Annotated in this window: 24 protein-coding genes and 2 pseudogenes; 13 read left to right on the forward strand and 13 right to left on the reverse strand. The window is 72.9% G+C overall.

All coding sequences use genetic code 11. The annotated features are described in order from the left end of the window. Window positions 1-24 precede the first annotated feature (24 nt). Window positions 25-2,418, forward strand: a complete 2,394-nt coding sequence (locus ACZ7DL_RS18950; protein WP_470775396.1) for a molybdopterin oxidoreductase family protein — start codon at window positions 25-27, stop codon at window positions 2,416-2,418. Further along, window positions 2,415-2,906, forward strand: a complete 492-nt coding sequence (locus tag ACZ7DL_RS18955) for a hypothetical protein (RefSeq protein WP_470775300.1) — start codon at window positions 2,415-2,417, stop codon at window positions 2,904-2,906. Before ACZ7DL_RS18950 ends, ACZ7DL_RS18955 begins: the two co-directional genes overlap by 4 nt. Window positions 2,907-3,171: 265 nt before the next feature. Here the strand turns inward: ACZ7DL_RS18955 and ACZ7DL_RS18960 are convergent, their stop codons facing one another. From ACZ7DL_RS18960 to ACZ7DL_RS18975, 4 genes are all read right to left on the reverse strand, one after another. Continuing rightward, complete coding sequence (locus tag ACZ7DL_RS18960) at window positions 3,172-3,585, reverse strand: SRPBCC family protein (protein ID WP_470775301.1); 414 nt, start codon at window positions 3,583-3,585, stop codon at window positions 3,172-3,174. Window positions 3,586-3,697: 112 nt separating this feature from the next. Then, window positions 3,698-4,768: a hypothetical protein gene (locus tag ACZ7DL_RS18965; protein WP_470775302.1), complete on the reverse strand. Its 1,071-nt coding sequence runs from the start codon at window positions 4,766-4,768 to the stop codon at window positions 3,698-3,700. A gap of 154 nt (window positions 4,769-4,922) precedes the next feature. Next, on the reverse strand, window positions 4,923-5,153 hold the full coding sequence (locus ACZ7DL_RS18970) for a response regulator transcription factor (RefSeq protein ID WP_470775303.1): 231 nt from the start codon (window positions 5,151-5,153) through the stop codon (window positions 4,923-4,925). Between the two features lie 218 nt (window positions 5,154-5,371). Further along, window positions 5,372-6,187, reverse strand: coding sequence for a serine hydrolase (locus ACZ7DL_RS18975; protein ID WP_470775304.1), 816 nt, complete (start codon window positions 6,185-6,187; stop codon window positions 5,372-5,374). A gap of 195 nt (window positions 6,188-6,382) precedes the next feature. On the opposite strand from ACZ7DL_RS18975, the gene ACZ7DL_RS18980 reads away from it, so the two are divergent. The 4 genes from ACZ7DL_RS18980 (at window position 6,383) to ACZ7DL_RS18995 (ending at window position 10,256) form a co-directional block, all read left to right on the forward strand. Beyond that, entirely contained in the window at window positions 6,383-7,420 is a 1,038-nt protein-coding gene (locus ACZ7DL_RS18980; RefSeq protein WP_470775305.1) for a permease, read from the forward strand. After that, window positions 7,417-8,268: a TIGR03943 family putative permease subunit gene (locus tag ACZ7DL_RS18985; protein ID WP_470775306.1), complete on the forward strand. Its 852-nt coding sequence runs from the start codon at window positions 7,417-7,419 to the stop codon at window positions 8,266-8,268. The genes ACZ7DL_RS18980 and ACZ7DL_RS18985 overlap by 4 nt, the downstream gene beginning before the upstream one ends. A gap of 128 nt (window positions 8,269-8,396) precedes the next feature. Beyond that, window positions 8,397-8,999 carry an Rv1733c family protein gene (locus ACZ7DL_RS18990; protein WP_470775307.1) on the forward strand — a complete coding sequence of 201 codons (603 nt, stop codon included), beginning with the start codon at window positions 8,397-8,399 and terminating at the stop codon, window positions 8,997-8,999. Window positions 9,000-9,191: 192 nt separating this feature from the next. Then, window positions 9,192-10,256, forward strand: a complete 1,065-nt coding sequence (locus tag ACZ7DL_RS18995) for a YihY/virulence factor BrkB family protein (RefSeq protein WP_470775308.1) — start codon at window positions 9,192-9,194, stop codon at window positions 10,254-10,256. Window positions 10,257-10,277: 21 nt separating this feature from the next. Here the strand turns inward: ACZ7DL_RS18995 and ACZ7DL_RS19000 are convergent, their stop codons facing one another. The 3 genes from ACZ7DL_RS19000 to ACZ7DL_RS19010 form a co-directional block, all read right to left on the reverse strand. Then, a complete protein-coding gene (locus ACZ7DL_RS19000; protein WP_470775309.1) occupies window positions 10,278-11,027 on the reverse strand; it encodes a 3-oxoacyl-ACP reductase family protein in 750 nt (249 codons plus the stop codon). An 83-nt stretch (window positions 11,028-11,110) separates the two neighbouring features. Further along, the gene (locus ACZ7DL_RS19005) at window positions 11,111-11,770 is read right to left on the reverse strand and encodes a response regulator (RefSeq protein ID WP_470775310.1); all 660 of its coding nucleotides are present in this window, start codon (window positions 11,768-11,770) and stop codon (window positions 11,111-11,113) included. Beyond that, window positions 11,767-14,124 carry a histidine kinase gene (locus ACZ7DL_RS19010; RefSeq protein WP_470775311.1) on the reverse strand — a complete coding sequence of 786 codons (2,358 nt, stop codon included), beginning with the start codon at window positions 14,122-14,124 and terminating at the stop codon, window positions 11,767-11,769. Before ACZ7DL_RS19010 ends, ACZ7DL_RS19005 begins: the two co-directional genes overlap by 4 nt. A gap of 192 nt (window positions 14,125-14,316) precedes the next feature. Between ACZ7DL_RS19010 and ACZ7DL_RS19015 the strand changes: the two genes are divergently transcribed. Together ACZ7DL_RS19015 and ACZ7DL_RS19020 are read left to right on the forward strand one after the other, a co-directional pair. Beyond that, on the forward strand, window positions 14,317-15,576 hold the full coding sequence (locus tag ACZ7DL_RS19015) for a lysostaphin resistance A-like protein (RefSeq protein ID WP_470775312.1): 1,260 nt from the start codon (window positions 14,317-14,319) through the stop codon (window positions 15,574-15,576). Window positions 15,577-15,694: 118 nt separating this feature from the next. Beyond that, window positions 15,695-16,591, forward strand: coding sequence for an NAD(P)-dependent oxidoreductase (locus ACZ7DL_RS19020; protein ID WP_470775313.1), 897 nt, complete (start codon window positions 15,695-15,697; stop codon window positions 16,589-16,591). Between the two features lie 263 nt (window positions 16,592-16,854). Here ACZ7DL_RS19020 and ACZ7DL_RS19025 read toward each other — a convergent pair. From ACZ7DL_RS19025 to ACZ7DL_RS19035, 3 genes and pseudogenes are all read right to left on the reverse strand, one after another. Beyond that, window positions 16,855-17,793, reverse strand: a pseudogene (locus ACZ7DL_RS19025) (IS5 family transposase). A 37-nt stretch (window positions 17,794-17,830) separates the two neighbouring features. Beyond that, entirely contained in the window at window positions 17,831-18,448 is a 618-nt protein-coding gene (locus ACZ7DL_RS19030) for a GNAT family N-acetyltransferase (protein WP_470775314.1), read from the reverse strand. Between the two features lie 78 nt (window positions 18,449-18,526). Next, window positions 18,527-19,504, reverse strand: coding sequence for a quinone oxidoreductase family protein (locus ACZ7DL_RS19035; RefSeq protein ID WP_470775315.1), 978 nt, complete (start codon window positions 19,502-19,504; stop codon window positions 18,527-18,529). Between the two features lie 144 nt (window positions 19,505-19,648). Between ACZ7DL_RS19035 and ACZ7DL_RS19040 the strand changes: the two genes are divergently transcribed. Continuing rightward, window positions 19,649-19,996 (forward strand): ArsR/SmtB family transcription factor, encoded by a 348-nt coding sequence (locus ACZ7DL_RS19040; RefSeq protein WP_470775316.1) that lies wholly within the window; start codon window positions 19,649-19,651, stop codon window positions 19,994-19,996. 95 nt (window positions 19,997-20,091) lie between these two features. Here ACZ7DL_RS19040 and ACZ7DL_RS19045 read toward each other — a convergent pair whose 3' ends face one another. Further along, a complete protein-coding gene (locus ACZ7DL_RS19045; protein ID WP_470775317.1) occupies window positions 20,092-20,661 on the reverse strand; it encodes a hypothetical protein in 570 nt (189 codons plus the stop codon). 199 nt (window positions 20,662-20,860) lie between these two features. On the opposite strand from ACZ7DL_RS19045, the pseudogene ACZ7DL_RS19050 reads away from it, so the two are divergent. Beyond that, a pseudogene (locus ACZ7DL_RS19050) lies at window positions 20,861-20,970 on the forward strand (GNAT family N-acetyltransferase); the annotation flags it as partial. Window positions 20,971-20,993: 23 nt separating this feature from the next. Here the strand turns inward: ACZ7DL_RS19050 and ACZ7DL_RS19055 are convergent. Further along, on the reverse strand, window positions 20,994-21,716 hold the full coding sequence (locus ACZ7DL_RS19055; protein ID WP_470775318.1) for a LamG domain-containing protein: 723 nt from the start codon (window positions 21,714-21,716) through the stop codon (window positions 20,994-20,996). Window positions 21,717-21,852: 136 nt separating this feature from the next. Further along, window positions 21,853-22,509: a maleylpyruvate isomerase N-terminal domain-containing protein gene (locus ACZ7DL_RS19060; protein WP_470775319.1), complete on the reverse strand. Its 657-nt coding sequence runs from the start codon at window positions 22,507-22,509 to the stop codon at window positions 21,853-21,855. 256 nt (window positions 22,510-22,765) lie between these two features. Between ACZ7DL_RS19060 and ACZ7DL_RS19065 the strand changes: the two genes are divergently transcribed. From ACZ7DL_RS19065 to ACZ7DL_RS19075, 3 genes are all read left to right on the forward strand, one after another. Next, a complete protein-coding gene (locus tag ACZ7DL_RS19065) occupies window positions 22,766-23,995 on the forward strand; it encodes a glycoside hydrolase family 88 protein (protein WP_470775320.1) in 1,230 nt (409 codons plus the stop codon). Window positions 23,996-24,273: 278 nt separating this feature from the next. Continuing rightward, window positions 24,274-24,882 carry a pyridoxamine 5'-phosphate oxidase family protein gene (locus tag ACZ7DL_RS19070; protein WP_470775321.1) on the forward strand — a complete coding sequence of 203 codons (609 nt, stop codon included), beginning with the start codon at window positions 24,274-24,276 and terminating at the stop codon, window positions 24,880-24,882. 241 nt (window positions 24,883-25,123) lie between these two features. Next, window positions 25,124-26,122: a quinone oxidoreductase family protein gene (locus ACZ7DL_RS19075; RefSeq protein WP_470775322.1), complete on the forward strand. Its 999-nt coding sequence runs from the start codon at window positions 25,124-25,126 to the stop codon at window positions 26,120-26,122. Window positions 26,123-26,145: the final 23 nt, after the last annotated feature.

A 26,145-nucleotide genomic window follows, 5' to 3' on the forward strand; every position in this document is an offset into this window, starting at 1 on the left:
CCCGAGGCGACACCCGGAGGTGTGATCGTGAGCGACGACGACCGCATCGGCGACCCCTGGGGTGCCCGGACCCCCTACGACCGCGGGACCCCCTGGCCGGCCCGGACCGACCTGCACCTCGCGCCCGGCCTCACCGAGGCGGACGTGGAGCGCTGGGTGCAGTCCGCCTCGCTGCTGCACTCCAACGGCGACGCCATGGACATCGCCGTACGCAACGGACGCATCGTCGGTGTCCGCGGGCGCGCCACCGACCGGGTCAACCACGGCCGGCTCGGACCCAAGGACCTGTACGGCTGGCAGGCGAACAACTCCCCGGACCGGCTGACCAGGCCGCTCGTCAGGGAGAACGGTCGGCTGGTGCCCTGCGACTGGGACACGGCCATGGACCGGATCGTGGCCCGCACCCGGCACCTGCTGGACGAGCGCGGCCCCGGCTCCCTCGGCTTCTACACCACCGGCCAGCTCTTCCTGGAGGAGTACTACACCCTCGCCGTGCTCGCCCGGGCCGGTATCGGCACCAACCACCTCGACGGCAACACCCGGCTGTGCACGTCGACCGCGGCCGAGGCGCTGAAGGAGAGCTTCGGCTGCGACGGGCAGCCCGGCTCGTACGAGGACCTCGACCACTGTGACGCCCTCGCCCTGTTCGGCCACAACATGGCCGAGACCCAGACGGTGCTGTGGGCGCGTGTCCTGGACCGGCTCGCCGGCGGCGACCCGCCCGCGCTGGTGTGCGTCGACCCGCGCACCACACCCGTGGCGCGGAAGGCAACCGTCCACCTCGCCCCGCGCCCCGGCACCAACCTGGCCCTCCTCAACGCCCTCCTCCGCGAGATCATCCGCGCCGGACACGTCGACCGTGCCTACGTCGAGGCACACACGGTCGGCTTCGAGGAACTGGCGGCCATGGTCGAGCCGTGCACACCCCGCTGGGCCTCCCACATCTGCGACGTCCCGGCACCCGGCATCGAGCGGGCGGCGGAGATCCTCGGCGGCGCCGAGCGGCTCACCTCCACCGTCCTCCAGGGCTTCTACCAGTCCCACCAGGCGACCGCGGCCGCCGTCCAGGTCAACAACCTGCACCTGCTCCGGGGCATGCTCGGCCGCCCCGGCTGCGGCCTGCTCCAGATGAACGGCCAGCCCAGTGCGGAGAACACCCGCGAGTGCGGCGCCGACGGCGACCTGCCCGGCTTCCGGAACTGGCAGAACGACCGGCACGTGACCGAGCTGGCCGAGCTGTGGAACGTCCCGCCGGAGCGCATCCCGCACTACGCGCCGCCGACCCACGCGCTGCAGATGTTCCGGTACGCCGAGCAGGGCGCGATCCGGATGCTGTGGATCACCGGTACCAACCCGGCCGTGTCCCTCCCCGAACTCGACCGGATCCGCTCGATCCTCAGCCAGGACCGGCTCTTCGTCGTCGTGCAGGACCTGTTCCCGACGGAGACCGCCCAGCTCGCCGACGTCGTGCTGCCCGCAGCGACCTGGGGCGAGAAGACCGGCACCCTCACCAACGCCGACCGGACCGTACACCTGTCCGACAAGGCCGTCGAACCGCCCGGCGAGGCCCGCGCCGACCTGGACATCTTCCTGGACTTCGCGGCCCGCATGGGCTTCCGCGACCAGTCCGGCGGCCCGCTGATCAGCTGGCACGACCCCGAGTCGGCCTTCGCGGCCTGGCAGCGGTGCAGCGCCGGCCGCCCCTGCGACTACACCGGGCTGAGCTACGACCTGCTGCGCGCCGGCACCGGCATCCAGTGGCCCTGCACCGCCGACGCCCCCGACGGCACCGCCCGGCTGTACACCGACGGCTTCTCCTTCGCCCACCCCGACGACTGCGAGAGCTACGGCAAGGACCTGGTCACGGGAGCGATCAACGAACCCGTCGAGTACCGGTCCCTCAACCCGGACGGCAAGGCGGTCCTCAAGGCGGCCGCGTACCTGCCCCCGCACGAGGACACCTCGTCCGACTTCCCTCTCCAGCTGATCACGGGCCGTACCGTCCACCACTTCCACACCCGCACCAAGACAGGCCGCGCACCCGAACTGAACGCCGCCGCCCCCGAGGTCTGGGCCGAACTCTCCGGCTTCGAGGCCGCCGCCCTGGACCTGCACGCCGGCGACCTGGTCGAGGTCGGCACCCCGCGCGGCGCGGTACGGGCCCGGCTGCGGATCACCCCGATGCGGGACGGGGTGGTGTTCCTGCCCTTCCACTACGGCTACTGGGACACCCCAGCCGGTCACCGCCCGGCCGGCGACGGCCCCGGCCGGGCCGCCAACGAGGGCACGATCACCGACTGGGACCCCGTGTCCAAACAGCCCCTGTTCAAGACCTGCGCGGCTCGCGTCACGCTCGTCGAGCGCGGCACACCGGCCGCGCGGCACCGCACCGGAACGCCAGTGGGGAGCGCCCGATGAACGCCCTCGTCCTCACCCTGCGCACGCTGCACCACGACGAACGGGAGCTGGAGAAGGCCCTCACAGCCACGGCCGAGCGGCACCGCACCGAGCACGAGATCCACCATGTGGCCACCGACCTGGCCCGCTGGTCGCACGAGCACAGCGCCCGTCTCGCAGACGCCGGACACCACTACGGACTCGACCTGTCAGGGCCGCCCGACGACCCGACCCCGGGCCCCCTCGCCACCCTGCGGGCCAAGGCGGCGGAAGCGATCGGCCGCCGTCCGGAACCGGGGATGCTGCTCCTGCACGACCTGCTCGACCTGCACCTGGCCGCCACCCGCAACTCCGTGCACTGGGAGATGCTCGCCCAGGCCGCGCAGGCCGCCCGCGACCCCCGGCTGCTCGCGCTGGCGAGCGACTGCCATCCGCAGACCCTGCGCCAGATCCGCTGGACCAACACCATGATCAAACAGCTCTCGCCGCAGGTGCTGACCGGCGTCTGAGCGCCGGGCCCGAGACTTGTCACCGCCGGCGCCCTTCGTGTCGCCTGTTGCCGTCGGCGCCCCTCGCGCTTCGCGGTCGGAGCGCGTCGCTCAGAGCCCTCGCCGAGGGCGGCGATCGCGCCGGGCCCCTGACCGGCGGCCGTCACGCCGGGCCCGTGAGCCCCGTCCGGAACAGTCGGTCGGGGCACAGGGTCCGGCCGCCGAAGACGTGCTGCTTGACGGTGGCGTCAGGCTCAGCGGGTGTCAGCGCAGCGGCCAGGGCATGTCAGCCGGCAGCGTTGTCGACCCGCATCCGTACCTGTTCCTCCAGCCTCCGCAGGCTACCGTCCAGGGCGTCGCGCACCGCCTGCTCACCCGGGTCGTGACCCTCGTCGAAGAAGGACAGGTGCACGGTCACCTCACTGGCGCCGCTGCCGATGCCCGCCACCTGGAGCCAGCCGGTGTAGCTGCCCTGCTCGCGGGTGCCCCATTCCAGGCGCATCTGGTCCGGCTCGGCTCGCAGCAGGGCGGGCATGTCCTGGCCGGAGCGGTCCTCGTGCACGGTCACGGCGGGCGGGTCCTCGACGTCCACGTGCAGGGCCTCCGGGAGCCAGGCGTCGAGCTGGGCGACGTTGGCCGCCTGGTCGAAGACGTGCTCGGGCTGTGCGGGCATCGTGCGGGAACGTTCGTACTCGGCCATCGTGGTACCGCCCCTCCGGTTGGAAGTCGTACCCCGACCGCGTGCCCCTTCCGCGCCGGCCGAAAAGCCCCGGGCACTCCTTGCCGGCCGGGGATTTCCGGCCGGGCGCCCCTCAACCGCGGAAGGCCGGATATTCCGGCAGCGGGGCGGCCTGCCAGGTGTGGGCCGGCCCCCGCAGGAGCAGTTCCATGGTCCGGGCGAACGCCGGGAACCCGGTCAGCGCGCTCGCCGTCTCCCAGCGGTGCCGCAGCAGCCGGCGCACCGTGGGAACCGGGCGCCGGGTCCGGTGCATCGGCCGGTCCTCGTCGGCGCGGCCCAGCAGGTGCACGGTGGCGTGGACCGTCCAGACCGCGGTCGCCCGGCGCATCCCGGCCTGCCACACCGCCTCCTCGGTCAGCTCCGGGTAGGCGGCCACGACCTCGGTGCGATATGTCCGTTCGGCCTCCTCGGCCAGGTCCGCCGGCAGCCGGAAGACGCACCAGCAGGTGGAGAAGGGCATCCGGCAGTAGGCGGCCGTCAGGAAGACCGACTGGAAGGTCGCCGCCTCGAAGTCGATCAGGCGCAGCCCGTCGGGGGTCAGCAGGTTGTTGTCGGGGCAGGTGTCCCCGGGAGTGAACGCCGGAAACCGGTCACCGCCCGCCGTGCCGATCCGCGCCAGCTCGTCGGTCAGGCCCGACGGGACGGCGATGCCGGCCCGTTCGAGCAGCGGCGGCAGGTCGGACGCGTTCCGCTCGGTCCACGGGTCGTCTGCCCAGGACGGCGCGTCCTGGCCGAAGCGGGCCGTCAGCCGCGCGAAATCGGCACGCCTGTCGACCGACTCGGCAGCCAGGCGGCCGAGCGCCCGAGCCCAGTCCGTCAGCCCCTCCCGCGCCGCCTTCGGATCATCGCCGAGCAGCACGTCGGCCAGCGTCGGCGCTTCGCCCAGGTCCTCCATCACCAGCAGAAGCGCCTTGGGATCCACGCCCAGCAGCGCCGGCCCCGCCATCCGGAGGGAGAGCGCGGCGGCCTCGGAGGCGAAACAACGCAGCGCCACCGGCTCCCGGCCGTACGCCTTCACGATCACACGGCCGCCGGCCGTGGTCCGGCAGCGCAGGACCGTGCTGCGGCTGCTCCCGCCCAGGTCGACCGGGTCGGACAGCTCGGTCCCGAGCAGACCGCCCGCCCCACGCAAGATCAGCTCCATCCGGACATCCTGCCACCGTCGTCTCCGGCCGCTTCGGCCTTCGGGCCGGCGGCGGCGCGGCACGGACGGACGCCGCCGGGTCCGCCGGGGCCACGGGACCGCGTGGCCCGCGGCGGACGGCCGGCGGCGTCCTGCCGACGGGTGGCCTTCGGTGTCACAGGCCCAGCGCGATCGCCATGCGGGTCATTTCCGCCGTGTTGGTGATGTTGAGCTTGGCCCGGATGCGGCGCAGGTAGGCGTCCACCGTGTGCGTCGACAGCCCCATGTGGCGGGCCGTCTGGAGGTAGGTCCGGCCGGCGGCGATGTGCCGGAGCGTCTCCCGCTCGCGCGGAGCCAGCGCGGGGGCGGGGGCTTCGGTGGGCGACGGGGCGAGAGTGGCGCTCATGGTGATTCCTCCGGCGGAACGGCTGGGGGAGTGTCCGTTTAGGGCGATTTGCCCTTGTTCCACCAGGTTGCTCGCCGGACTTCACGGGCCTGTCCGCCGACTGTCACGGGCGTGTCACAGGGCCCGGAGTCTGTTTGAACCGCCGGGAGGATCCGGCTCGCCGGCCGGCCGGCCCCCGCACGCCATGGCCGTGCGTCCCGTCCACTCCACGGACCCTCTCACGCCGTGGCCGCGCGCGCCGTCCGCTCCACCAGGGACACGCCGTCGCTCATGGACGCGCTGCCGTTCGACAGCACCGCGACGAGATATCGGTGGCCCTTGACGGTGACCTGGCCGATGCTGTTGACGTCCCACAGGTCCGTGGTGGTGCGCTGGAGCCAGCCGTTCTTCAGTGCCCGCCCGGAGCCGGGCCCGCCGATCGCCGAGACGCCCCAGGTCTGCTCGGGTACGACCTGGCGCATCAGGGTGCGGACATAGGCGCGGGACTCCGCGGACAGCCCGCCGTTACCCGTACGCGCCGTGCCGCCGGTGTCGAACACGGCCCGCAGCAGCCGTATCTGATCACTCGCGGTCGTCCGGGTCAGCCCCCACTTGGCGCCGGGTCCGCCCGTCGTCGAGGTGAGCCCCAGGCGCTTGTTGGCCGCCGCCAGTCCCGAGGCCCGGCCGATCTGCCGCCACAGGGCGTTGGCCGCCGCGTTGTCGCTGCGCCGGATCATCGGCTCGGCGCGCTCCCGCTCCCGTGCCGTGAGATGCCGCCCGGCGTCCTGTGCCTGAAGCAACAGCGTCGCGAGGATGTCGACCTTGACGATGCTGGCGGTGTCGTACGCCCTGTCGTCGCCGTGGAGCACGGGCGTGCGGCCGGTGCCGTCCAGGTCGAGCACGGCCGCCGTGGCGTGCGCCCGAGTGTCCCCGGCCGGCGCGGTGGCGGCGGCCGCCGGGGCCGGGTGCAGGAGGCCGGCGCAGAGGAGGGCTGCTGCCGAGGCCACCATGGCCCCGGCCTTGCTTCGTGCGGTACGGGAGGCGTGGGACGACATGAGTCACGAACGTAGACACAAAGTGCGCCCGATGACGTGGCGGCCGTCACCTCCGACGGCGATTCGCCCGGATTGTGAGAAGAGCCACCGGTGGGGCGCATTGTTCCGCCCGGGTCGCCGTCACGGCGGCGTGTACGCGCGGCCGGGCCGCCCGCCTCGCTTATCGTCGGCCAGACACCGACATCCGGAGTGATTATGAAAAAAACGGATGAATTGGTTCGTGTAGTGGAGGGCCTGGCGGTCGTACCCGTCGGTCCACCGCTGCGCCGCATTCGGCCCTGGCCGCTCGGCACCGCCCTCGCACTCGCCGCCGGAGCAGCGGCCCTGCTCCTCCTGACCGGCATCCAGTGGCTGAACCAGCCGGCCGTCCAGGCCTGGCGCACGGTCTGCCTGGCCATCACCGTCCAGGCGCTGCCCTTCCTGCTCCTCGGCACCGCCCTGTCCGGCGCCATCAACGCCTTCGTGCCGGCCGACCTGTTCACCAAGGTGCTGCCCAGGCGGCCGGCTCTCGCCGTACCGGTCGCCGGCGTCGCGGGCGCGGTCCTGCCCGGCTGCGAGTGCGCCTCCGTCCCCGTCGCGAGCAGCCTGATCCGCCGGGGCGTGACCCCGGCCGCCGCCTTCGCCTTCCTGCTCTCCGCCCCGGCGATCAACCCCGTCGTGCTCACGGCCACCGCCGTCGCCTTCCCGGGCAACCCCGCGATGGTCGCCGCCCGGCTGCTCGCCTCCCTCGGTACGGCGGCCGTGATGGGCTGGCTGTGGCTCTGGCTCGGCAAGGAGGAGTGGCTGCGCCCCCTCCTGCGCCACCGGCACACCGGCCACCAGCACGGCCACAGCCGCTGGAGCGAGTTCCGGCTCGGCTTCCAGCACGACTTCCTGCACGCCGGCGGCTTCCTCGTCCTCGGCGCCATGGCCGCCGCCACGTTCAACGTCGCCGTACCGGGCTCCGTGCTCGACACCTTCTCCGGCTCGCCCTGGCTGTCGGTGCTCTTCCTGGCGGCCCTCGCGGTGCTGCTGGCCGTCTGCTCGGAGGCCGACGCGTTCGTGGCGGCCTCGCTCACCGGTTTCCCGCCCACCGCCCGGCTCGCGTTCCTGGTGGTCGGCCCGATGGTCGACCTGAAGCTGATCGCCCTTCAGGCGGGCACCTTCGGGCGCGCCTTCGCCTGGCGGTTCTCCTCGGCGACCACCGTCGTGGCGGTCGCCGCGAGCGTCCTGATCGGAGGCGCGCTGCTGTGAAACGACCGGTCCAGACCCTCCTGCTGACGCTGACCGGCACGGGCCTGCTGCACGCGGCACTCCTCAGCGACACCTATCTGCGCTACGTCAAGGCCGGACTGCGCCCACCGCTGATCGCGTCCGGGGTGGTCCTGCTGCTGCTCGGCCTGGCGGGAGCGGTCACCCGCGACGGGCGACGTCCGGAGGCGCACGACACCGGCCGGCAGCACGAGCAGGGACCCGACCAAGCGCACGACCAGGGCGACGACCAGGAGCACGACCAAAGGCCCGCTCAAGAGCGCGGCGCCCACGATCACGACCACGCTCAAGACCACGGCGCCCACGGCCACGACCACACCGGCACCCCGCGCATCGCCTGGCTGCTGTTCCTCCCGGCGCTCAGCCTGCTCTTCTTCGCCCCGCCGGCGCTCGGCGCGTACACCGCGGCCCGTGCGAACAACAAGCCCGTCGCCGCGCAGAAAGGGTTCGCCCCGCTGCCCGCGACCTCGCCGCTGCCGCTGACCCTCACCGACTTCACCAAACGCGTCCAGCAGGACCACAGCCGGGCCATCAAGGACCGCACCGTCCGGCTGACCGGCTTCGTCACCCCGGCCGGCGACGACGACGGCTGGTACCTGACCCGCATCATCTTCTCCTGCTGCGCGGCGGACTCACAGACGGTCAAGGTGCGCGTCCACGGCACCGAGGCGCCGCCGGCGAACACCTGGCTGGCGGTGACCGGCACCTGGCACCCGCGGGGCACCCTCGGCACACGGACCGCGGAGGCGGGGCTCGACGTCAGGGACGCCAGGCCCATCGCGCAGCCGGTGAACGCCTACACCGACGACCTCCCGCTGACGCCTTCCTGACCCGACCGGACGACCGGCCCGGACAGGTGCAGGATGGAGTCATGACGCTCGCTCGGAGGCCGGGGGCGGCAGACCGCAGGGGGCCCGCCCCGGTTCCGGCCGCGGGTGCGCGTAAGGAGGCGGTGACGATGACACGGACACCTCCCACGACGGTCATCCGGGTGCGACTGTGGCGGTGGCGGCGCAACCCGCTCAGGCGGCACAGCGATGTCGTCGAGGCCTGGATCGTCCTCGCAACCTGGCTCCTCGCCCTGATCGGCGGCGTCCTCGCGGGCCTGCTGGCGGCCCAGACCTCAGCGGCGGCCTTCGAGGCACGGCTGACCCACCTGCACACCGTCTCCGCCGTCCTCACCGACGACTCGGCACGGACCCCGCCCGTCGGCACCGGTTACGACGACGGGCGGGTGTGGGCCGCCGTGCGCTGGACGGACGCCGACGGCTCGGTGCACACCGACCGGGCCAAGGTCTTTCCCGGTGCCCCCGCCGGAACCCGGGTGACGGTGTGGGCGAACCAGGACGACCGGGTCGTCCCCACCCCCGTCAGCGGAGCGTCGGCCGACGTCCAGGCGGCCCTCACCGGCGCGCTCGTCGCCCCGACGGCCGGTGCGGCGGTCTGGGGCGCGGGATGGGTGGTCCGCAAGCGGCTCATCCAGCGGCGCATGGCCGAGTGGGACGAGGAGTGGAAGCAGATCGGACCCCGGTGGGGGAACTTCAGCGGAGGCCGTGGCTGACCGCGGGCCGCGAGCGGAACGAGGTCGTCGGTACCGCGGGTCGTACCCCGCGTCCTACCGCGGCCGGTGGAGCCGCCCCGCCCGGCGCGCAGGGCGCCGCCCCGCCGGTGCCACTGCCGCCGCGCCCGCGCCCGGACTGGCGGCCGAAGCGCGTGGGGGCTTGAGGCCGCCCCGTCGGGATACCCGGCCGATATGGCGAAACTGCACGTACCACGGCGACACCACCGGCAGGCCGCCGATGACACCCCGTCGCCGCAGATTCCGACCCCGGACGAGGCGGGACCGGCCGAGGATGTGGAGCGGCGGGCGCCCGACACCCCCGCGAAGCTGCCCAGGCAGGCCTGGACCGCGGTGCTGAAAGGCTCACTGCGCGAATTCAAGGACGACGAGCTGTCCGACCGGGCCGCGGCACTCACCTACTACGCCGTCCTGTCCCTGTTCCCGGCTCTGCTGGTGCTGGTCTCCCTGCTGGCCGTCGCCGGCCGGTCGGCCACGGACAAGGTGCTGGCCAACCTCCGCAACCTCGCTCCCGGCCCCGCCCGGGACATCGTCACCCGGGCCGTGGAGCAGCTCCAGAACGGTTCCGGCGCCGGCTCGCTCGTGGCCCTGATCGGCATCGTGCTGGCCGTGTGGTCGGCGTCCGGCTATGTGGCCGCCTTCATCCGCGCCGCCAACGCCGTCTACGACATGCCCGAGGGCCGCCCGGTGTGGAAGATCCTCCCGGTGCGCGTCGGCGTCACGGTGGTCCTGATGATCCTCGCCGTGGCCAGCGCGCTCATCGTGGTCTTCACCGGCGGCCTGGCCCGCCGTGCCGGACAGGCGCTCGGCGTCGGCGACACGGCGCTGACCGTATGGTCGATCGCGAAGTGGCCGGTGCTCGTCCTGCTCGTCACCATCATGATCGCGATCCTGTACTGGGCGACCCCCAACGCCAAGGTGAAGGGCTTCACCTGGATCACCCCCGGCAGCCTCCTCGCCCTGCTGATCTGGATGGCCGCCTCCGCGGGATTCGCGTTCTACGTCGCCAACTTCGCCTCCTACAACAAGACCTACGGCACCATGGCCGGCGTCATCGTCTTCCTGATCTGGCTGTGGATCACCAACCTGGCGATCCTGCTGGGCCTGGAGTTCGACGCGGAGACCGCACGGCAGCGCGCCATCGCCGGCGGCCATCCGCCCCAGGCCGAGCCCTACACCCGGCCGCGCGACACCCGGACGTGGGACGAGGAGGACGTGCGCCGTCTCGACGAGCCCTGACGCGCACGCCCCCGGCCCCCGTCAGGCCGCGTATCCGCCGTCGACCGAGAACTCCGCGCCCGTCACATACGCAGTCTCCGGCCCGGCCAGGAACGTCACCGTGGACGCCACCTCCTCGGCCGTCCCGAAGCGCCCGAGGGCGGTCATGGCCGCCTGGCCGGACGCGTACGGGCCGTCCGCCGGATTCATGTCCGTGTCGGTCGGGCCCGGGTGCACGACGTTCGCCGTGACACCGCGCCCGGCCAGCTCCCGGGCCAGCGCCTTCGTCAGTCCGACGACGGCCGACTTGGTCATCGCGTACAGAGTGGCCCCGGGCCCGGGCACGCGTGCGGCGATACAGCTGCCGATGGTGATGATCCGCCCGCCGGGCCCCATGAGCGCGGCGGCGGACTGGGCGGCCAGGAACACACCGCGCACGTTCACGGCGAGGACCCGGTCCACGTCCGCGAGGGACAGGCTCTCCAGCGGCTGCATCAGCCCGACGGCCGCGTTGTTCACCAGCACGTCCAGCCCGCCCAGCGCCTCCGCCGCGCGCCGCACCGCGTCCGCCGCCTCCACCGGTTCCGCGGAGTCGGCACGCAGGGCCACCGCCCGCCGTCCCAGCGCCTCGATGTCCCGTACGACCTCCTCGGCCGCGTCCTTGCCGTGCACATAGGTCACGGCCACATCCGCGCCCGCGTGGGCCAGCCGCCGTGCCGTCGCCGCTCCGATGCCCCGGCTGCCGCCGGTGACCAGTGCCGTCCTGCCGTTCAGGTCTCCTCGTGAAGTCATGACCCCATCCCATCCGACGGCCGTGGGGAACACCGGCGGGGAACGGACATCGACTTCGGCGGCGTGCGGCGGGACGAGGGGGGTCAGCCTTGCCGCGCCCCGCGCGGACTGATCAGGCCGCTCTCGTAGGCGAGGATCGTGGCCTGGACCCGGTCGCGCAGCCCGAGTTTGGACAGCAGGGCGTTGACGTGACTCTTGACCGTGCCCGTGGTGACGCCGAGTTCGGCGCCGATCTCGGCGTTGCTCAGCCCGGAGGCGATCTTCAGCAGCACCTCCCGCTCCCGCAGGGTGAGCTGGTCGAGGACCCCGGTGGCCACGGGCGGGGGCGGGGCACTCCGGGCGAAGGTGTCGATGAGCCGGCGGGTCACGGCGGGCGCCAGGATGCCGTCGCCGCCCGCGACGACCCGGATCGCGGACAGCAGTTCCTCGGGCTGGGCGTCCTTCAGCAGGAACCCGGACGCCCCGGCGCGCAACGCCTCGTACACGTACTCGTCCAGGTCGAACGTAGTGAGCACCAGCACCCGCGGACCGTCGGCCGGCGCGGTGATCAGCCGGGTCGCGGTGAGCCCGTCCATGCCCGGCATCCGGATGTCCATCAGGACGACGTCGGCCGCCCGCGCGGCGGCGAGCGACACCGCGGACGCCCCGTCACCGGCCTCGGCCACCACGGTGAGATCGGGCTCGGCGTCCACGATGGCGGCGAATCCGGCCCGGACCACGGCCTGGTCGTCGACGACGATCACACGAACGGCGACGGGGACACCTCCTGGACGGGGGCCGGAACGGCTCCGGCCGGCAACGACACGCGTAGCGTACCGGCTGGTTCGCACGCGATCCGCCCCTCACCGGCGGTGACCTGCACCCGCAGCCGTTCGGCGACCGGGCCCGCGACAGCGAGCCGTACGCCCGTCACCGTGATCCGCACGGTGCCGCGGCGCCGCCGCAGCGTCACCCGCGCCGGCCCCAGATCGCCCGCGCCGAGCGCCGCTTCGACGATCCGGTACACCGAGACCTGCACGGACGGCGGCAGACCCCGGGCGGCCTGCGGCAGGCCCCGCAGCCGTACGTCGCGGCCCCGGGACCGCAGCGTGTGGCACAGCGCGTCGAGGTCGGCGGCGGTCGGCGACGGAGCGAGCCGGCCTCCGGGCCCCTCATCGCCCTCCTCGGCGTCGCCCAGGCTGTGCAGCATCTCCCGCATCGCGGCCAGCGCCGCCCTGGCCGTGCCGGCCACCTCCGCCAACTCGCCCCGCCGGGCGGCACCGACGAGTGCTTCCGTGTGTGCCAGGACGGCGTCGCGCAATGTCGCCGCCAGCCGCTGCCGTTCGGCCTCCGCGGCCCGGCCCGCCTGCCACACCGAGCTGGCGAACGCGAACTCGTCGTACGCCACGGCACGCAGCCGGCGGCGCCGTACGAGGAGACCGGCGCCCCACACGGCGGCGAACACCGGGGCGAGCAGGACCGACAGGAAGAACGTCAGCAGGACGCCGTCCGCCGCGCCCGACGGCTCCCCCGCCACCGAACCGTCCGCGCACGACGTGGCCGTCGCGACGGCGGCGGCCCCGAGCGTCGCCGCCACCAGCGCGGGCCAGGTGCGCGCGGCTCCCTGGCCGAACGCGGCCACCGCGTACAGGGCCAGCGTCTCCACCAGCGTCCCGCCGACGAGGAGTTCTGCCACCTGCGACGGCAGAGGCACCGCCACGACGGCCACCGGGCCCAGCCAGGCCGTCGCCAGGACGGCGAGGAGGACGGCCCGCGGGGCGCGCCGGCGCCACAGCAGCGGCAGCGCGTGCAGCACCAGCACCCCGCAGACGAGCAGCAGCGCCGGCAGCGCCGCCCGCCGGTCGGGGGCCGGCCAGTCCTCCGCGAGCGCCAGCGCGAAGGCCCCGGGCAGGATCGTCGCGGCCAGTGCCAGGGCGGGGTCGGCGAGCCGCTGCTCGCGCAGGACGTCACGCCGCCAGCCGTCCTCGTACGGCCGCCGCGGCTCGCCGTCCGGCAGCGTCGCACGGACCCGCCAGCCGCCCTCCCGGGTGGGTCCGGCGGTCAGTTCACCACCGGCCGAGGCGGCCCGTTCCCGCATCCCGGTGACTCCGCGCCCCGCGCCGAGATTCCCGGCAGCGGACGGAGCCCCGGTGCGCGGTGGCGCGTTCTCCACGGTCAGTTCGAGCAGGCCGTCCGCCCGCCGGACGTCCACCCGGGTGGCGGCGCCGGGCGCGTACCGCAACGCGTTGGTGAGGGCTTCGCGGACGATGCCGTGGATCGCCTCGGCGGCCGGTCCGGCCAGGTCGTCCGGGATCCGCGCGGTGACCGGACGGCCAAGCCGGCCGAACCCGGCGACCAGTTCCTCGATCCGTCCGCTCATCGGCCGGTGGTCCGGGCGGTCGGCGGTCCGCAGGACTCCCACGAGCCGCTGGAGCGCCGTCAGGGTCTCGGTGCCGGTGCGCTCGGCGAACGCCAGCGCCTCGGCGGCCAGATCGGGCCGGCTGCCTCGGAGCCTGCGCGCGGCGTCGACGGTCACCACGACCGAGGTGAGGTGATGGGCACTCACATCGTGCAGTTCCCGGGCCAGTCGACGGCGCTCGTGGTCGCCCGCGAGCCGGCGGGCCTGCTCCGCCCCGGCCAGCCGCCGCGCCGCGCTCAGCCGGCCGGCCAGCCACTGCCGCCGCGCCTCGCCGAGCCCCGCGCACAGCACGTAGGCGCCCAGGGAGATCGCCATCTCGGACAGCAGCGCGGCTCCCAGTCCCTCGTGCACGGCGGCCTTCACCCACTCGACGCCCACGACGGCGGCCCCGGCCCGCACCGTGACGGGCACGGGGCAGCGGACGGCGACGGAGTACAGGGTGATCAGCAGGCCGAGGCCGAGGTAACCGTCCGGCCAGGCGAGTCCGCCGAGGAGCACGGCGCCCAAGGTGCCGGCCAACGCGCGCAGGGGCGCGGTGCGGCGGCGCCCCAGCGCGACCGTCTCCACGGTCAGCGCGCACAGCACGCAGAGGAGGGCCGGCAACCCGGGGGGGCCGTCCGGGCCCACGCCGGGCCACAGCAGGGCGCCTTGCCCGGCCGCCAGCAGCAGGGGCAGCAGCCAGTTTCGTGTCGTCTCCATGTCGCCGACGAGCGTAGAGGCCGGCCCGTGCGGGAGGCACCGGACCTGAGGCGGAGGCCGGTCTCCAACCAGGGATAGAGACACCGGTTCCCCGACCAGGGATTCGAGGCACCGGTTCCCAACCAGGGATAGAGACACCGGTCATGCCGCAGGCCGATGGCGCGCGCGGGTGCCCTCGGGCAGGCTGACGGCATGACACAGCCACAGCTCGCCGAGCCGCTTCCGTACCACCGCCTGGCCCGCCTCGCACCGCTGTACCGGTGGTGGCGCCCCCTGCTCGGGACCCTCGTCGTGGCCGTGGCGTACATGATCACCCTGATCGTCCTCATGATCTTCTTCACGGCCCTGGCCGCGAGCCTGGGATACCCGGAAGACGCGGACGGCTGGCCGGAGTTCGGCCCCGTCTCGGGCACGGCCATGGAGTTGCTCACCCTCGCGGCCGGGATACCCGTCGTGCTGCTGACCGCGCGCTGGATCGGCGGGCGCCCGGCCGGCTCGCTCTCCTCCGTCACCGGGCGGCTGAGACGGCGCTGGCTGCTGCTGTGTGTGCTGACCGCTCTGCCGATCGTCGCCCTGGCCATGGGAGGCATGCTCCTGCTGCCCGCGGACGGCGAGCCGGAGAGCCAGTGGGTGGGCTGGGCGGCCTTCGGGCGGGCCCTCGCCATGCTGCTCGTGCTGGTGCCGTTGCAGGCGGCCGCCGAGGAGTACGTCTTCCGGGGCTGGCTCACACAGACCGCCGGGGCGTTCCTGCGTTCGCCGTGGGCCGCGCTCCTGCCCCAGGCCGTCCTGTTCGCGGCCGCCCACGGCTGGGGCACGGCCTGGGGATTCGCCGACCTGGTGGTGTTCGGGGCGGCCGCCGGCTGGCTGACCTGGCGCACCGGCGGGCTGGAGGCGTCCATCGCCCTGCACACCGTCAACAACCTCTTCGCCTTCGGCGTCTCCGCCGCCGTCGTCGGCGGGCTCGACAGCGACGAGACGGCGGCGGACGCCGACTGGCAGGTGGTCGCACTCGACGTGCTGAGCATCGTGCTGTACACGGCGGCCGTGGCGTGGTGGCTGCGCCGCCGCCGACTGGACCGCACGGCCCCGGCTCCGGCACCCCGGCCGGCCTTCCCCACGACCTATCCGTACGCCCACGGTGTCCCTGCGCCGGCACAGTGGACAGGCCACCCGGCGGCCCCGGGGGCGCCCGTGCCTCCGCAGTGGTCGGGGCACCCGGCCCCCGGTGCACCCGTGCCTCCGCAGTGGGCGGGCCGCCCCGCACCCGGCGCACCCGTGCCGCCACCGTGGGCGGGTCGGCCGGAGTCGGCCCGGGCCGTGCCTTCCCCGTTGCCCGACCAGCCCGGACCGGCCACAGCCGTATCCCCGCCGTGGGCTGCTCGACTGACGCCGGGCACGGCCCTTCCGCCCGAGTCCCCGGGCGCCGGAGGCGACAGCGCGGACCGCGCGTGAACCGCTGACGCGGTACGGCCACCGGACCCACCGCGCACAGTGTTCCGGGTGCCCCCTGCCCTAGGGTGCACCTTGAGCATGGTTCGTATCGCACCACAGGGACAGGGAAGTCGACGTCATGACCGACAAGCTCACCGTGAGCGTTCTGGGCACCGGCATCATGGGCGCCGCGATGGCCCGCAACCTCCTGCGGGCCGGACACACCGTCCGTGCCTGGAACCGCACCCGCGCCAAGGCCGAACCGCTCGCCGCCGACGGCGCGCAGGTCGCCGGCACGCCCGCCGAGGCCGTCGAGGGCGCCGACGTCGTCCTGACCATGCTCTACGACGGCCCGGCCGCCCTGGACGGCATGCGCGAGGCCGCCCCCGCGCTGCGCTCCGGCGCCGCCTGGGTGCAGTCCACCACCGCCGGCATCGAGGCCGTCGCCGGCCTGGCCGCCTTCGCCCGCGAGCACGGCCTCGTCTTCTTCGACGCGCCGGTGCTGGGCACCCGACAGCCCGCCGAGTCCGGCAGGCTCGTCGTCCTCGCCGCCGGGCCGGTCGAGCACCGCGGCGCCGTGGCCCCGGTGTTCGACGCGATCGGCTCGCGTACCGTGTGGACCGGCGAGGACGGCGCGGCCGGCACCGCGACCCGCCTGAAGCTGGTCGCCAACAGCTGGGTCATCGCGGCCACCGCCGCGACGGGAGAGGTCCTGGCCCTGGCACAGGCGCTCGGCGTGGACCCGCAGAGCTTCTTCGACGTGATCGCGGGCGGCCCGCTGGACATGGGATACCTGCGCGCCAAGTCCGGGCTCATCCTCGACGGCCAGCTGACGCCGGCCCAGTTCGCGGTGGCCACGGCCGTCAAGGACGCCCGGCTCATCGTCCGGGCCGGCGAAGAGCACGGCGTACGCCTGGACGTGGCCGCCGCGAGTGCCCAGCGCCTGGAGCGCGCCGCCGCCCAGGGCCACGCCGACGAGGACATGGCCGCCGCCTACTTCGCCAGCTTCGACCCCACGAGCCGGCCGTCCGCCTGAGGGAGCGGGCGTACGGGTCCCGTCGGTCGAGCGAGCAGGGCGGCGCGCCGGACGCCACCGCCACCGCAACCACCACCGCCACCACGACGGCCACCCCCGGCACTCCGCGGGTCCGGCAGCGCACCCCGGCGTGGGCGATGCCGTACGGGGCGCTCGGCAGCGCGGCCCACAACACCGCGGTCGCGAGCCCCTGGCCGCCGCTGGGGCGCCGGGCCGTGCGGCAGGAGACGAGGCGGGGTGCGTGCCAGGCCCTGTCTGCCCGATCACGAGCGGAGCCAGATGAGGATGGCCGCGGCGGTGACGGTTCCGAGGAAGACGTACGCTCTTTTGTCGTAGCGCGTTGCGACGGCTCTGAACTGCTTGAGCTTGTCCACGGCCCGTTCCACCGTGTTCCGCGCGGCATGGCGTTCGGTGTCGAAGCCCGGTGGCCGCCCGCCGCGTGAGCCTCGCCGCTCACGGGCAGCGATGGTGTCGCGCTTCTCCGGGATGGCATGGCTGGCTGATTCCCCTGCGTCGCAGACAGGCGCGGATCTTGCTGTTGCTGTAGGCACGGTCGGCGCTGACGCTGTCCGGCAACCGCCGTGGCCGGCCCGAACCCACGCGCGGGACCCGGATCTTGTCCATGACGGGGATGAACTGGGTGCAGTCGGCCCGCTGCCCCGGGGTGACGAGCAAGGCCAGCGGACGGCACAGCCCATCCGAGGCCAGCTGCACCTTCGTGGTCAGCCCGCCGCCCGAGCGGCCCAGGGCCTCGCCGGGCGCGCCACCGCCTCCCGGCGGTTGCGGCGCATGTGCGCGCGCACGTGAACTGGTCTTTGCGCAGCCCCCTTCGCCCCAGCCGGCAGGGCCGGTGGCGGCTTCCTCGGAGCACTGGCCGCATGCTGATGGGCGCGGATCGAGGTGGAGTCGACGTTGATGTCCCAGTCGATGTCGCTCACCGCATCGGCGACGGCCTGGAGGTGGCGAAGCAGGCGTTCCCAGGTGCCATCGGCCGACCAACGCAAGTGGCGCTTGTGGACGGTCTTCCACGGGCCAAAAAGTTCCGGGAGCTCTCGCCACTGCACCCCGGTGCCGAGCCGGTGGATGATCCCGTTGATCACTTGGCGGTGGTCCCGCCACCGGCCGCATCGGTTGTTGCCCACCGGCAGCAGTGACTCCAGCACGGCCCACTCAGCGTCGGTCAGATCACCCCGGCTCATCATGAGCGGAACAACGAGCGACCTGACGCCAGCGGCACGGTCAGACCGACGCGTGACCGGTTGTTTCCGGACGTCCACCGTGCTGGAACCACTCCGGCGCCAGGATCGACATCACCGTCGCGTCCACCCGCTCGCCCTCCCAGAGCAGCGCGTCACGCAGTACGCCCTCGGCGACGAACCCCACCTTCTCGTAAGCGCGGCGGGCTCGCGGATTGGACGCATAGACCTCCAGCGAGATGCGGTGCAGCCCCAGCTTCTCGAAGCCGTACCCGACGATCAGACGGGTCGCCTCCGTCCCCAGGCCGGATCCGTAGGTGCCGGGCACCAGGCAGATGCGGAAGCTGCAACTTTCGTTGCCTGGGTCCCACTCGTTGAGGACCGCCTCGCCGACGACGTTCCCCGTCGCCAGCTCGACCACGGCAAGGTCCAGCCGTTCATCTTGCTCCCGACGACTGTCGTACCAGGTACGTATTCGCCCCTCATCGGGCACACCGCCGTCATGACTGCCGGTCAGCCGTGATGCCTCTGGGTCCAGGAACATCGGCATCAACGCAGGCACGTCATCCACCGTGACTGGCCGGAGCAGCACCTGTTCCCCTCGTAGCGACGGCTTGCTGAGGAAATCCGGGCGTGAAGCATCTCGAACGTGATCAACCATGGCCGCATTGTGTCCGGCCGAACCGCCCAACGTCCTCCTGATATTCACCACAGGACCCCGTGACCGGGGAGACAGGGCCTAGTCGGCCGTCCGCAGCAGCAGCTTGCCCGTCGAGGTGCGCCCGCCCATCAGCCGGTGCGCGTCGGCCGCCTCCGACAGCGGGAACTCCGCGGTGACCGGCAGCTTCACGGTGCCGTCGGTGACCGTGCGGAAGGCGCGGTCGGCGAGCGCGCGCACCGCCTCGGGCGCCGACTGCGCGAGGTTGAGGATGGAGAAGGCGGCGACGGAACAGCCCCGCGTGGACAGTTCGGCCTGCCCGACGTGCCACGGCTCGGCACCGCTCGCGTTTCCGAAGGACACCAGGCGTCCGAAGACGGCCAGCTCGTCGAGACCACGGCGCAGGGTGTCGCCGCCGACCGGGTCGAGCAGCAGGTCGACGCCCCGGCCGCCGGTGGCCCGGCGGACGTCGGCGGCGAAGCCGTCCGCGCTGAACACCTCGTCGTAACCGTGCTGGAGGGCGTACCCGGCCTTGTCCAGCGACGAGACCACGCCGTACACGGCACCGGCGCCCGCCGCCCGGGCCAGCTGCCCGACCGCCGTGCCGACACCGCCGGCCGCGCCGTGCACCAGGACGGTCTCTCCCGCGCGCAGCCGCCCGACCTCGTGGAGCAGGGCGTGCGCGGTCGGCAGGACGGTGGGCAGCGCGGCCGCGGTGCGCAGGTCCAGGCCCTCCGGAAGCGGGAAGACGGTGGCGCTGTCCGCGACCACGACCTCCGCGTAGGCGCCGCTGCCGACCAGCGCGACGACGTCCTGCCCCGGTCGCAGCCCCTGGACGCCGTGGCCGACGGCCCGGACCCGTCCGGAGACCTCCAGGCCGGGCCGGAAGGGCAAAGAGGTCACCCGGTACCCCTCGGCGCGCGCCTTGAGGTCGGCGAAGTTCACGCCCGCATAGGCGGCGTCGATGGTCACCTGCCCCGGTCCCGGCTCGGGGACTTCGGCCGCTACGACCTGGAGCACCTCGGGATCGCCGTACTCGTGAAACTCGACCGCACGCATGAGCGGACCTGCCCTTCTGAACAGTGATCACGGGTGTTCAATGAAAAGCGAACACTGAGACTGTAAGATGTCCATCGAACACTCGGCAAGCAGTCGGGAAGCTTCAGGGTTCCCGGCGAGCGTGGGCAGGGGGAGGACAAGGGCATGCCGAAGCAGACCGAGAGCGGCAGTCATCGCGCGGCGCCGGTGCACACGGATCCCGCGGACGTGTCGCTGCTGACCGCGCTGTCCGCGATCGCCGACCCCGTGCGCATCCAGTTGATCCGCGACCTGGCGAGCTCCGCCGACTGGACGCGCAGCTGCGGCAGTTTCGACGTGCCGGTGGGCAAAGCGGCGCTCAGTCATCACTTCGCGGTCCTGCGGGGCGCCGGGCTGGTCGAGCAGCGGGACGAAGGCCCCCGGCGGGTCAACCGGCTGCGCCGCCGGGAGTTCGACGCACGCTTCCCCGGACTGCTCGCGCTGCTCCTCCGTCCCGACGAGGGCATCGGCTGACCACGCCCCTCCGCCCCGCCGGTGGCCCCTGGAGTCAGTGGCCGGCCGCCCGGTCGCCGTGCCGGGTCACGGGCGTGGGTGAGGGGCGGTCAGGCTCAGCCGGCGGTACCGGCATCCGCCGCCGTGGTCTCCGCCGGTTCCCCCGGCACGGTGTAGAAGACGGACGAGCCCTGCTTGGTGCGCTGGGCGCCGTTCCTGGCCACGAGGTTCTCCAGGGTGGTGCGGACGACCTTGGTCTGGATCCCGCGCTCGGGATACGCCCGGCCCAGCGCCTCGGTGACCTCAGCGGCGGACCGCGGCTCGCTCTGCTCGGCCAGGTGCCGGCGGACGAGTTCGACCAGCGTGGGCTGAGCCGGCCGGGAAGCCGCCTGTTTCGCCGCCGACTTCTTCGCCGCCGGCTTCTTCACTGTCTTGCCCCGCGCGCCGCCGCTCTTCTTCCGCGGGGACGGCACGACCGCGCCCGCCGCCGACGCGGAGGCGCCGAGCGCCTGCTGCATGTTCAGCAGGATGGCGTGGTCGTGCTGGAGTGTGGCCAACTGCTCTTGCAGCGCGGCGATTTCGGACGTGATGCGTTCCTGCTCCTTGAGGTTGTGTTCGAGGTCGTGAGTCACCTGGCTGACGTACTGTGAGGTCAACTCGGTGGTGGGTCCGGCGGTTTCCGGCATCTTTCCTCCGCTCCTGACGGGCGACACCTGGATGATACGGGTGAGTCAACCCGTTTTCACCGCTCTGTGGGGTTTCACAGGCAGGCCGTCACGGTGTCCGCCCGCCCTGACCACGGGTGCCGGCGCCACCGGCGCGGTAGCGTGGCGATCACGGGGGGACTGGGAACCGCGGCCGGCGTCGGCGCCGGATGCCGATGCGATGGCCGAGTTGCGGGCCGTGGTGCTGCGGGCGGACCTGGAGCGGCTCGGACGGTACGACGAGCGGTGGGTGCGGCGGCTGCGGGACGGGTTCGACCGGCGCACACCTGGGGTCCTTCGGGCATCCCGGAGTGTCAGGGCTGGGCCAGGGCGCCGACCTCGGCGGGGCTCAGCGTCCGGCCGTAGACCCGGAAGTCGTCCACGGCGCCCTTCAGATACGGGTCCGGGTACTGGGACCTGCCGATGTAGGCGGCCCTGATGTGGTTGCCGAAGGAGCGGGGCTCGACGGTGACGGCCGTGTTCCGGCCCGCCTCGCGGCCGTCCACGTACAGCACGGCGGTGCCGGAGCCATAGGTCACGGCCACGTGGACCCACCGGTCCGCGGGCAGCGGTTCGGCGTCGATGCGCTCTTCCGCGCCCCCGCCGCTCGCGGTGATGGCATAGCGCAGCGTGCCCGCGTCGCTGAGCGGGGTCAGGAACATGTTGGCGCTGACCCCGGTGCCGAAGTCGAAGACGCGGCTCCAAGCGGCCGGTTGCCCGGTCAGCTTCACCCAGGCCGCCACCGAGTAGGCGGACGCGCCCGCCGGCAGATCCTCGGCGAGGACGACATGACCGTCGGCGCCGTCCAGCGCCGCGGCCCCGCCCGTGTGCCCCTGCGCCCAGGAGGCACCGCCGGCGAGCGTGGCCGTCTTCCCGTTGCCGGTGGCATCCGCTGCCGTCGTCCCGCTGCTCTCGTCGAACCGGTGCCAGGCCGCGAACTCCGGGGGCGGGGAAGGGGGTTGCCCGGTCAGCCAGTAGACGTCGTAGTACTGGTGGTGGACGCGGGCGACGGGCAGCAGGGTGACCGGCTTCCCCACGGCACCGGCTAACGACCGCCGGACCGCCTGCCGCACTCCGGCCTGACGTCGTTCTACCCGGCCTGCCGCCCACAGGGGGTGGCCGGATGACGGCCCGCCCGCTCCGGATCCCTCGGTGACCGCTCCCGGCCCGCAATCACCCGAGGACGAGCGGGAGTCGGCGGGCCAGTGGGCCCAGTTCGGCCTTCTCGGCCTCGGTCGGGGCACGTCGCCCCGTGCCCACCCGCAGCGCGTGCTGGTCGGACCACGACGCGGGGAAGGCCGCCTGGGCGATCTCCTCCAGCATCGCGCGCGACCGGGCGAGGCCGTCGGCGGGCGGCAGTTCCCTGTCCGGAAGGTGCGCGATCAGGTCCAGGTGGTGCAGTGTCCACTCCAGGACGTACGCGCCGAGGTAGTCGGCCACGGTGAGGACCTGGTCCTGGGTACGGACCCGCAGGGCCGGGTCGGCCAGCTCCGCCGCGCGCCCGGCGGCGGAACCGACGTCGTCGAGGTGGAACTTCAGCAGCCGCGGCTCCTCGTACGCGGCGGCCAGCCGGACGGTCAGCGCGTCCAGCGGGTCCTCGCCGGTCGGCGGTGTGCGAGCGACGTTCCAGTAGGTCACCGCGTCCCGCGTCGGCTCCGCCTCGGCGGGCGTCACGAGTGTGATCAGCACGTCCTGGGCATCGATGACGAGATGGCACACCAGATCCCGGACGAGCCAGCCGCTGCACCCGGAGGGCCGAGTGAAGTCCTCGTCGGGGAGTTCGGCGACGGCCGTACGCAACGCGGTCCACGAGCGTGAGAAGAGATCCACGGCCGCAAGCTAACAGCGCGCGGCCGGTCGTTCGAGTGAATTCTCCCGCCCGGCGGGGGGGCGTACCCGTCGACACCGGCCTCTCCGGGAGGCGGAACGAGCACAGCCGGTCAGCCACGTCTGGCTCCGGCATGACTCCGGTACCGACGAACGGCGTTCACGATGATGAACACCGCTCACGTGGGTGTACATCGGCGCGACCCGTGTGCAAAGCTCAGCCAACTTCTCTTCTGTGCGGTGGAGTTGGAGGTCGAGCATGAGCGTTTCCCGGCGTACGCTGCTGACCACGGCGGCCGGTGCGGCAGCCGTAGGCGCCTCCGCGGTTCCGGCGGCGGGTGTCCCGGACCGGCAGGAGGCAGCAGCCATCCTGCGGACGCTCCGTGCGGCGGCGGACTACGCCGTGGAGAAGGTCCGTAGCGTCGCGCCGGGTGTGGCGGGCTTCCCGGTCGGGACGAAGTTCGAGAAGTGGACCTACTCGCGCACCGGCGACTGGGTGGGCGGCTTCTGGCCCGGCACCCTGTGGATGGCCTGGCTCCACAGTGAGGACGGCGCCTTCCGTGACTGGGCGGTCGAGTCGGCCCGGAACCTCGCCCCTCGCCAGTACGACACGAGCACCCACGACCTCGGGTTCCTCTTCTACCCCTCCTGGGTCACCGCCTGGCACCTGACCGGCGATGACGTCTGGCGGACGGGTGCGATACGGGCGGCGGACTCCCTGATCCAGCGGTACAACCCGCGCGGCAGGTTCATCCGGGCATGGGGCGCGCTGGGCGACCCTATCCACGCGGGCCGGGTCATCATGGACACGATGATGAACCTCGACCTGCTGGCGTTCGCGAGCCGGCAGACCGGCGACGACACGTACCTGAACATCGCCGTGGAACACGCCAGGACCGCGCAGCGCGTCTTCCCCCGCCCCGACGGATCCACCCCGCACGTCTACGATTTCGACCCGGACACCGGCGCGCCGGTCGGCCCCCACACGGTGCAGGGCTACAGCCCGACCTCGTGCTGGTCACGCGGCCAGGCGTGGGGGATCTACGGCTTCACCACGATGTACCGGCGGACCGGCGACGAGGAATTCCGGGACACCGCGCGGAAACTCGCCGACTACGCCATCGGGGCGCTCAGTCCGGACCACGTCCCGGTCTGGGACTACCGCGCGCCCCAGCAGCCGTACGACATCAAGGACGCCTCCGCCGGAGCCGTCATGGCCTGCGGTCTGCTCGACCTGCACGCGGCGACCGGCAGGCACACCTACCGAGAGGTGGCGCTGCGTGTGCTCACCGCGCTGGCGGACACCTGCCTGACGCGGAACTCGGCCCGCGCCGAGGCCGTGGTGGCCCGGTGCACCCGCAACCGCCCGGCCGAGGACGGGATCGAGATCTCGCTGCCCTACGCCGACTACTACCTGCTCGAAGGCATTCTGCGGGTCCTCCGGCCCCGGGATGTCGACCGGGCGATCGATCTGTCGCAGCGCGGGTGAAGCGTCCTCGGCGCGTGCGTCCGGGCCCGGCCCCGCGGTCACCGCGGCGCCGGGCCTTGCGCATCCACGGAGCAGAGGAGCAGGGGTGGGGGAGCAGGGGGCATCTCGGCCAATCTTCCATCACCTGACGTGATTTCGTCGGTGACGAAGACCTCGCCCCACCGGAACGGGCACATGGTGCCGCGATCTCTGAACTAAGCTGTCGCTTACTGCTCTTTCCGCTCGCCGAGCTGTATTTCTTGGAATGGAGGCGGCGCCGCATGAGCCGATTCGCCCACGTGGCCTTCACCGAAAACGTCCGAAGCGTCCAGGAGGAACGAGGCAGCGCCCTGTACATGCAGCGGCTGCTCGCCGGAAACACCGGGCACGCCGATCGCCTGGGGCCCGACGAGGCCGAATTCATCGGCGCCCGCGACGGGTTCTACCTCGGAACTGTGAGTGAGACCGGCTGGCCGTACATCCAGTTCCGGGGCGGACCGCCGGGATTCGTGCATGTCCTGGACGAGGAGACGCTCGCCTTCCTCGATGTGCGCGGCAATCGCCAGTACATTACGGCCGGAAACATTCGTGGCAATGACCGGGTCTCCATGTTCTTCATGGATTACGCACACCGAACGCGGCTGAAAGTGTTCGGTCGGGCCGAAATCAGGGACCCCGGTGAATTCACGGGCGTGCGGGACCGGTCGGGGGGCGTGCGCACCGAGGGGCACGAGGAGTGGCTGCTGGTCGTGCGGGTCGAGGGCCTGGCCTGGAACTGCCCCCAGCACATCACTCCGCGGTTCACACCGGCCGAAATCGAGGGCGCGCTGGAGAAGGTGTACGCGCACATCGGGCAACTCGAGCAGGAGAACCGCGAGTTGCGGGCGCGGCTCGGGGTACGGGACTGAGCCGCACTCCGAGGTGGCAGCCTCATCGCTCACCCCTGCGCGGGTCGGCCGTCTCCCTCCAGTCGGCCGTCGCCGGCCTGCACCCGGCCGCGGCCCCACCGTCTGCCGGCGCGCGTCGCGGCTTGACAGTGCTCCCGCGGAAGGGCATGTTCGACACGGGTTCATGACACCGGTTCATGTGGTGTCATCGGCCGGGTCGGTCGATTCCGTCGAGCGCCCGCAGCTCAGAGAGCGAGAAGCCATGCGCGCTGTCGTAGTCCGAGAGTTCGGTGGTCCCGAGCGCCTGGAGCTCCAGGACGTGCCGGATCCGACGCCGGGGACGGGAGAAGTGGTCATCGCGCTGGAGGCGGCGTCGATCAACCGCGCCGATGTGCTGGCTCGCTCCGGCATGTACCACCGGGCCGGCCGGCCGCCGCTGCGCCTCGGCCTGGAAGGGGCCGGAAGGGTGGTGACGGTCGCCGACGACGTGACGGACCTCGTCGTGGGACAGCGCGTGGTGGCGACCGGAGCGGTCAACGCGCCCGGCTTCTACGCCGAACAGGCCGCCGTGGCCGCCGACCAGGTCGTGCCCATCCCCGACGGCGTCTCCTTCGCCTCCGCCGCGGCCCTGCCGATCGCCTCGCTGTCGGCCTGGTACACCCTGCGCCGCCTGGCGGAGCTGCGGTCCGGGGAGACCGTGCTCATCCACGCCGCGGCCAGCGGGGTCGGCAGCGCCGCCGTTCAGATCGCGGCGGACCTCGGTGCGACGGTGATCGCCACGGCCGGGTCCCAGGGCAAGCGCGACTGGGTCGCAGAACTCGGAGCCGACCACGTCCTCGACTCACGGACCCTCTCCGGCGAGGAGCGGGTGGCACAGATCCTCCGGCTCACCGACGGCCGCGGCGTCCAAGTCGCTCTGGATCTCATCGGCGGGGACGCCTTCGCAGAGAGCCTGCGCAGCATCGCCCCCGCCGGCCGGGTCGTCTCCATGGCCAATGTGGCGCTTCAGCCCAGCACCATCGACACCCGGGACTTCTACCCGAAGAACGTGCGCATCCACGGCTTCCAGCTCACCGGCCTGATCGAGAGCGGCTACGACCCGCGTCCCGACCTCACCGAGCTGCTCGCCCGGGTCGACCAGGGCCGCCTGAAGGTGCCCATCGACGCGGTCTACGACCTCGGCGAAGCGGGCAAGGCCCACGCCCACCTGGAACAGCGCACCAACCGAGGGAAGATCGTGATGACAGTACAGCGCGACTGACCGACGCCCTCGCTGTCCTGGGG

The organism is Streptomyces sp. NPDC036984 (genome assembly GCF_055607665.1).

What these genes read in the sequence shown, in the direction of transcription:
- ACZ7DL_RS18955 (WP_470775300.1), top strand. Translation starts at nt 2,415, where the DNA reads ATGAACGCCCTCGTCCTCACCCTGCGCACGCTGCACCACGACGAACGG.
- ACZ7DL_RS18960 (WP_470775301.1), bottom strand. Translation starts at nt 3,585, where the DNA reads ATGGCCGAGTACGAACGTTCCCGCACGATGCCCGCACAGCCCGAGCAC.
- ACZ7DL_RS18965 (WP_470775302.1), bottom strand. Translation starts at nt 4,768, where the DNA reads ATGGAGCTGATCTTGCGTGGGGCGGGCGGTCTGCTCGGGACCGAGCTG.
- ACZ7DL_RS18970 (WP_470775303.1), bottom strand. Translation starts at nt 5,153, where the DNA reads ATGAGCGCCACTCTCGCCCCGTCGCCCACCGAAGCCCCCGCCCCCGCG.
- ACZ7DL_RS18975 (WP_470775304.1), bottom strand. Translation starts at nt 6,187, where the DNA reads ATGTCGTCCCACGCCTCCCGTACCGCACGAAGCAAGGCCGGGGCCATG.
- ACZ7DL_RS18980 (WP_470775305.1), top strand. Translation starts at nt 6,383, where the DNA reads ATGAAAAAAACGGATGAATTGGTTCGTGTAGTGGAGGGCCTGGCGGTC.
- ACZ7DL_RS18990 (WP_470775307.1), top strand. Translation starts at nt 8,397, where the DNA reads ATGACACGGACACCTCCCACGACGGTCATCCGGGTGCGACTGTGGCGG.
- ACZ7DL_RS18995 (WP_470775308.1), top strand. Translation starts at nt 9,192, where the DNA reads ATGGCGAAACTGCACGTACCACGGCGACACCACCGGCAGGCCGCCGAT.
- ACZ7DL_RS19000 (WP_470775309.1), bottom strand. Translation starts at nt 11,027, where the DNA reads ATGACTTCACGAGGAGACCTGAACGGCAGGACGGCACTGGTCACCGGC.
- ACZ7DL_RS19010 (WP_470775311.1), bottom strand. Translation starts at nt 14,124, where the DNA reads ATGGAGACGACACGAAACTGGCTGCTGCCCCTGCTGCTGGCGGCCGGG.
- ACZ7DL_RS19015 (WP_470775312.1), top strand. Translation starts at nt 14,317, where the DNA reads ATGACACAGCCACAGCTCGCCGAGCCGCTTCCGTACCACCGCCTGGCC.
- ACZ7DL_RS19020 (WP_470775313.1), top strand. Translation starts at nt 15,695, where the DNA reads ATGACCGACAAGCTCACCGTGAGCGTTCTGGGCACCGGCATCATGGGC.
- ACZ7DL_RS19030 (WP_470775314.1), bottom strand. Translation starts at nt 18,448, where the DNA reads ATGGTTGATCACGTTCGAGATGCTTCACGCCCGGATTTCCTCAGCAAG.
- ACZ7DL_RS19035 (WP_470775315.1), bottom strand. Translation starts at nt 19,504, where the DNA reads ATGCGTGCGGTCGAGTTTCACGAGTACGGCGATCCCGAGGTGCTCCAG.
- ACZ7DL_RS19040 (WP_470775316.1), top strand. Translation starts at nt 19,649, where the DNA reads ATGCCGAAGCAGACCGAGAGCGGCAGTCATCGCGCGGCGCCGGTGCAC.
- ACZ7DL_RS19045 (WP_470775317.1), bottom strand. Translation starts at nt 20,661, where the DNA reads ATGCCGGAAACCGCCGGACCCACCACCGAGTTGACCTCACAGTACGTC.
- ACZ7DL_RS19065 (WP_470775320.1), top strand. Translation starts at nt 22,766, where the DNA reads ATGAGCGTTTCCCGGCGTACGCTGCTGACCACGGCGGCCGGTGCGGCA.
- ACZ7DL_RS19075 (WP_470775322.1), top strand. Translation starts at nt 25,124, where the DNA reads ATGCGCGCTGTCGTAGTCCGAGAGTTCGGTGGTCCCGAGCGCCTGGAG.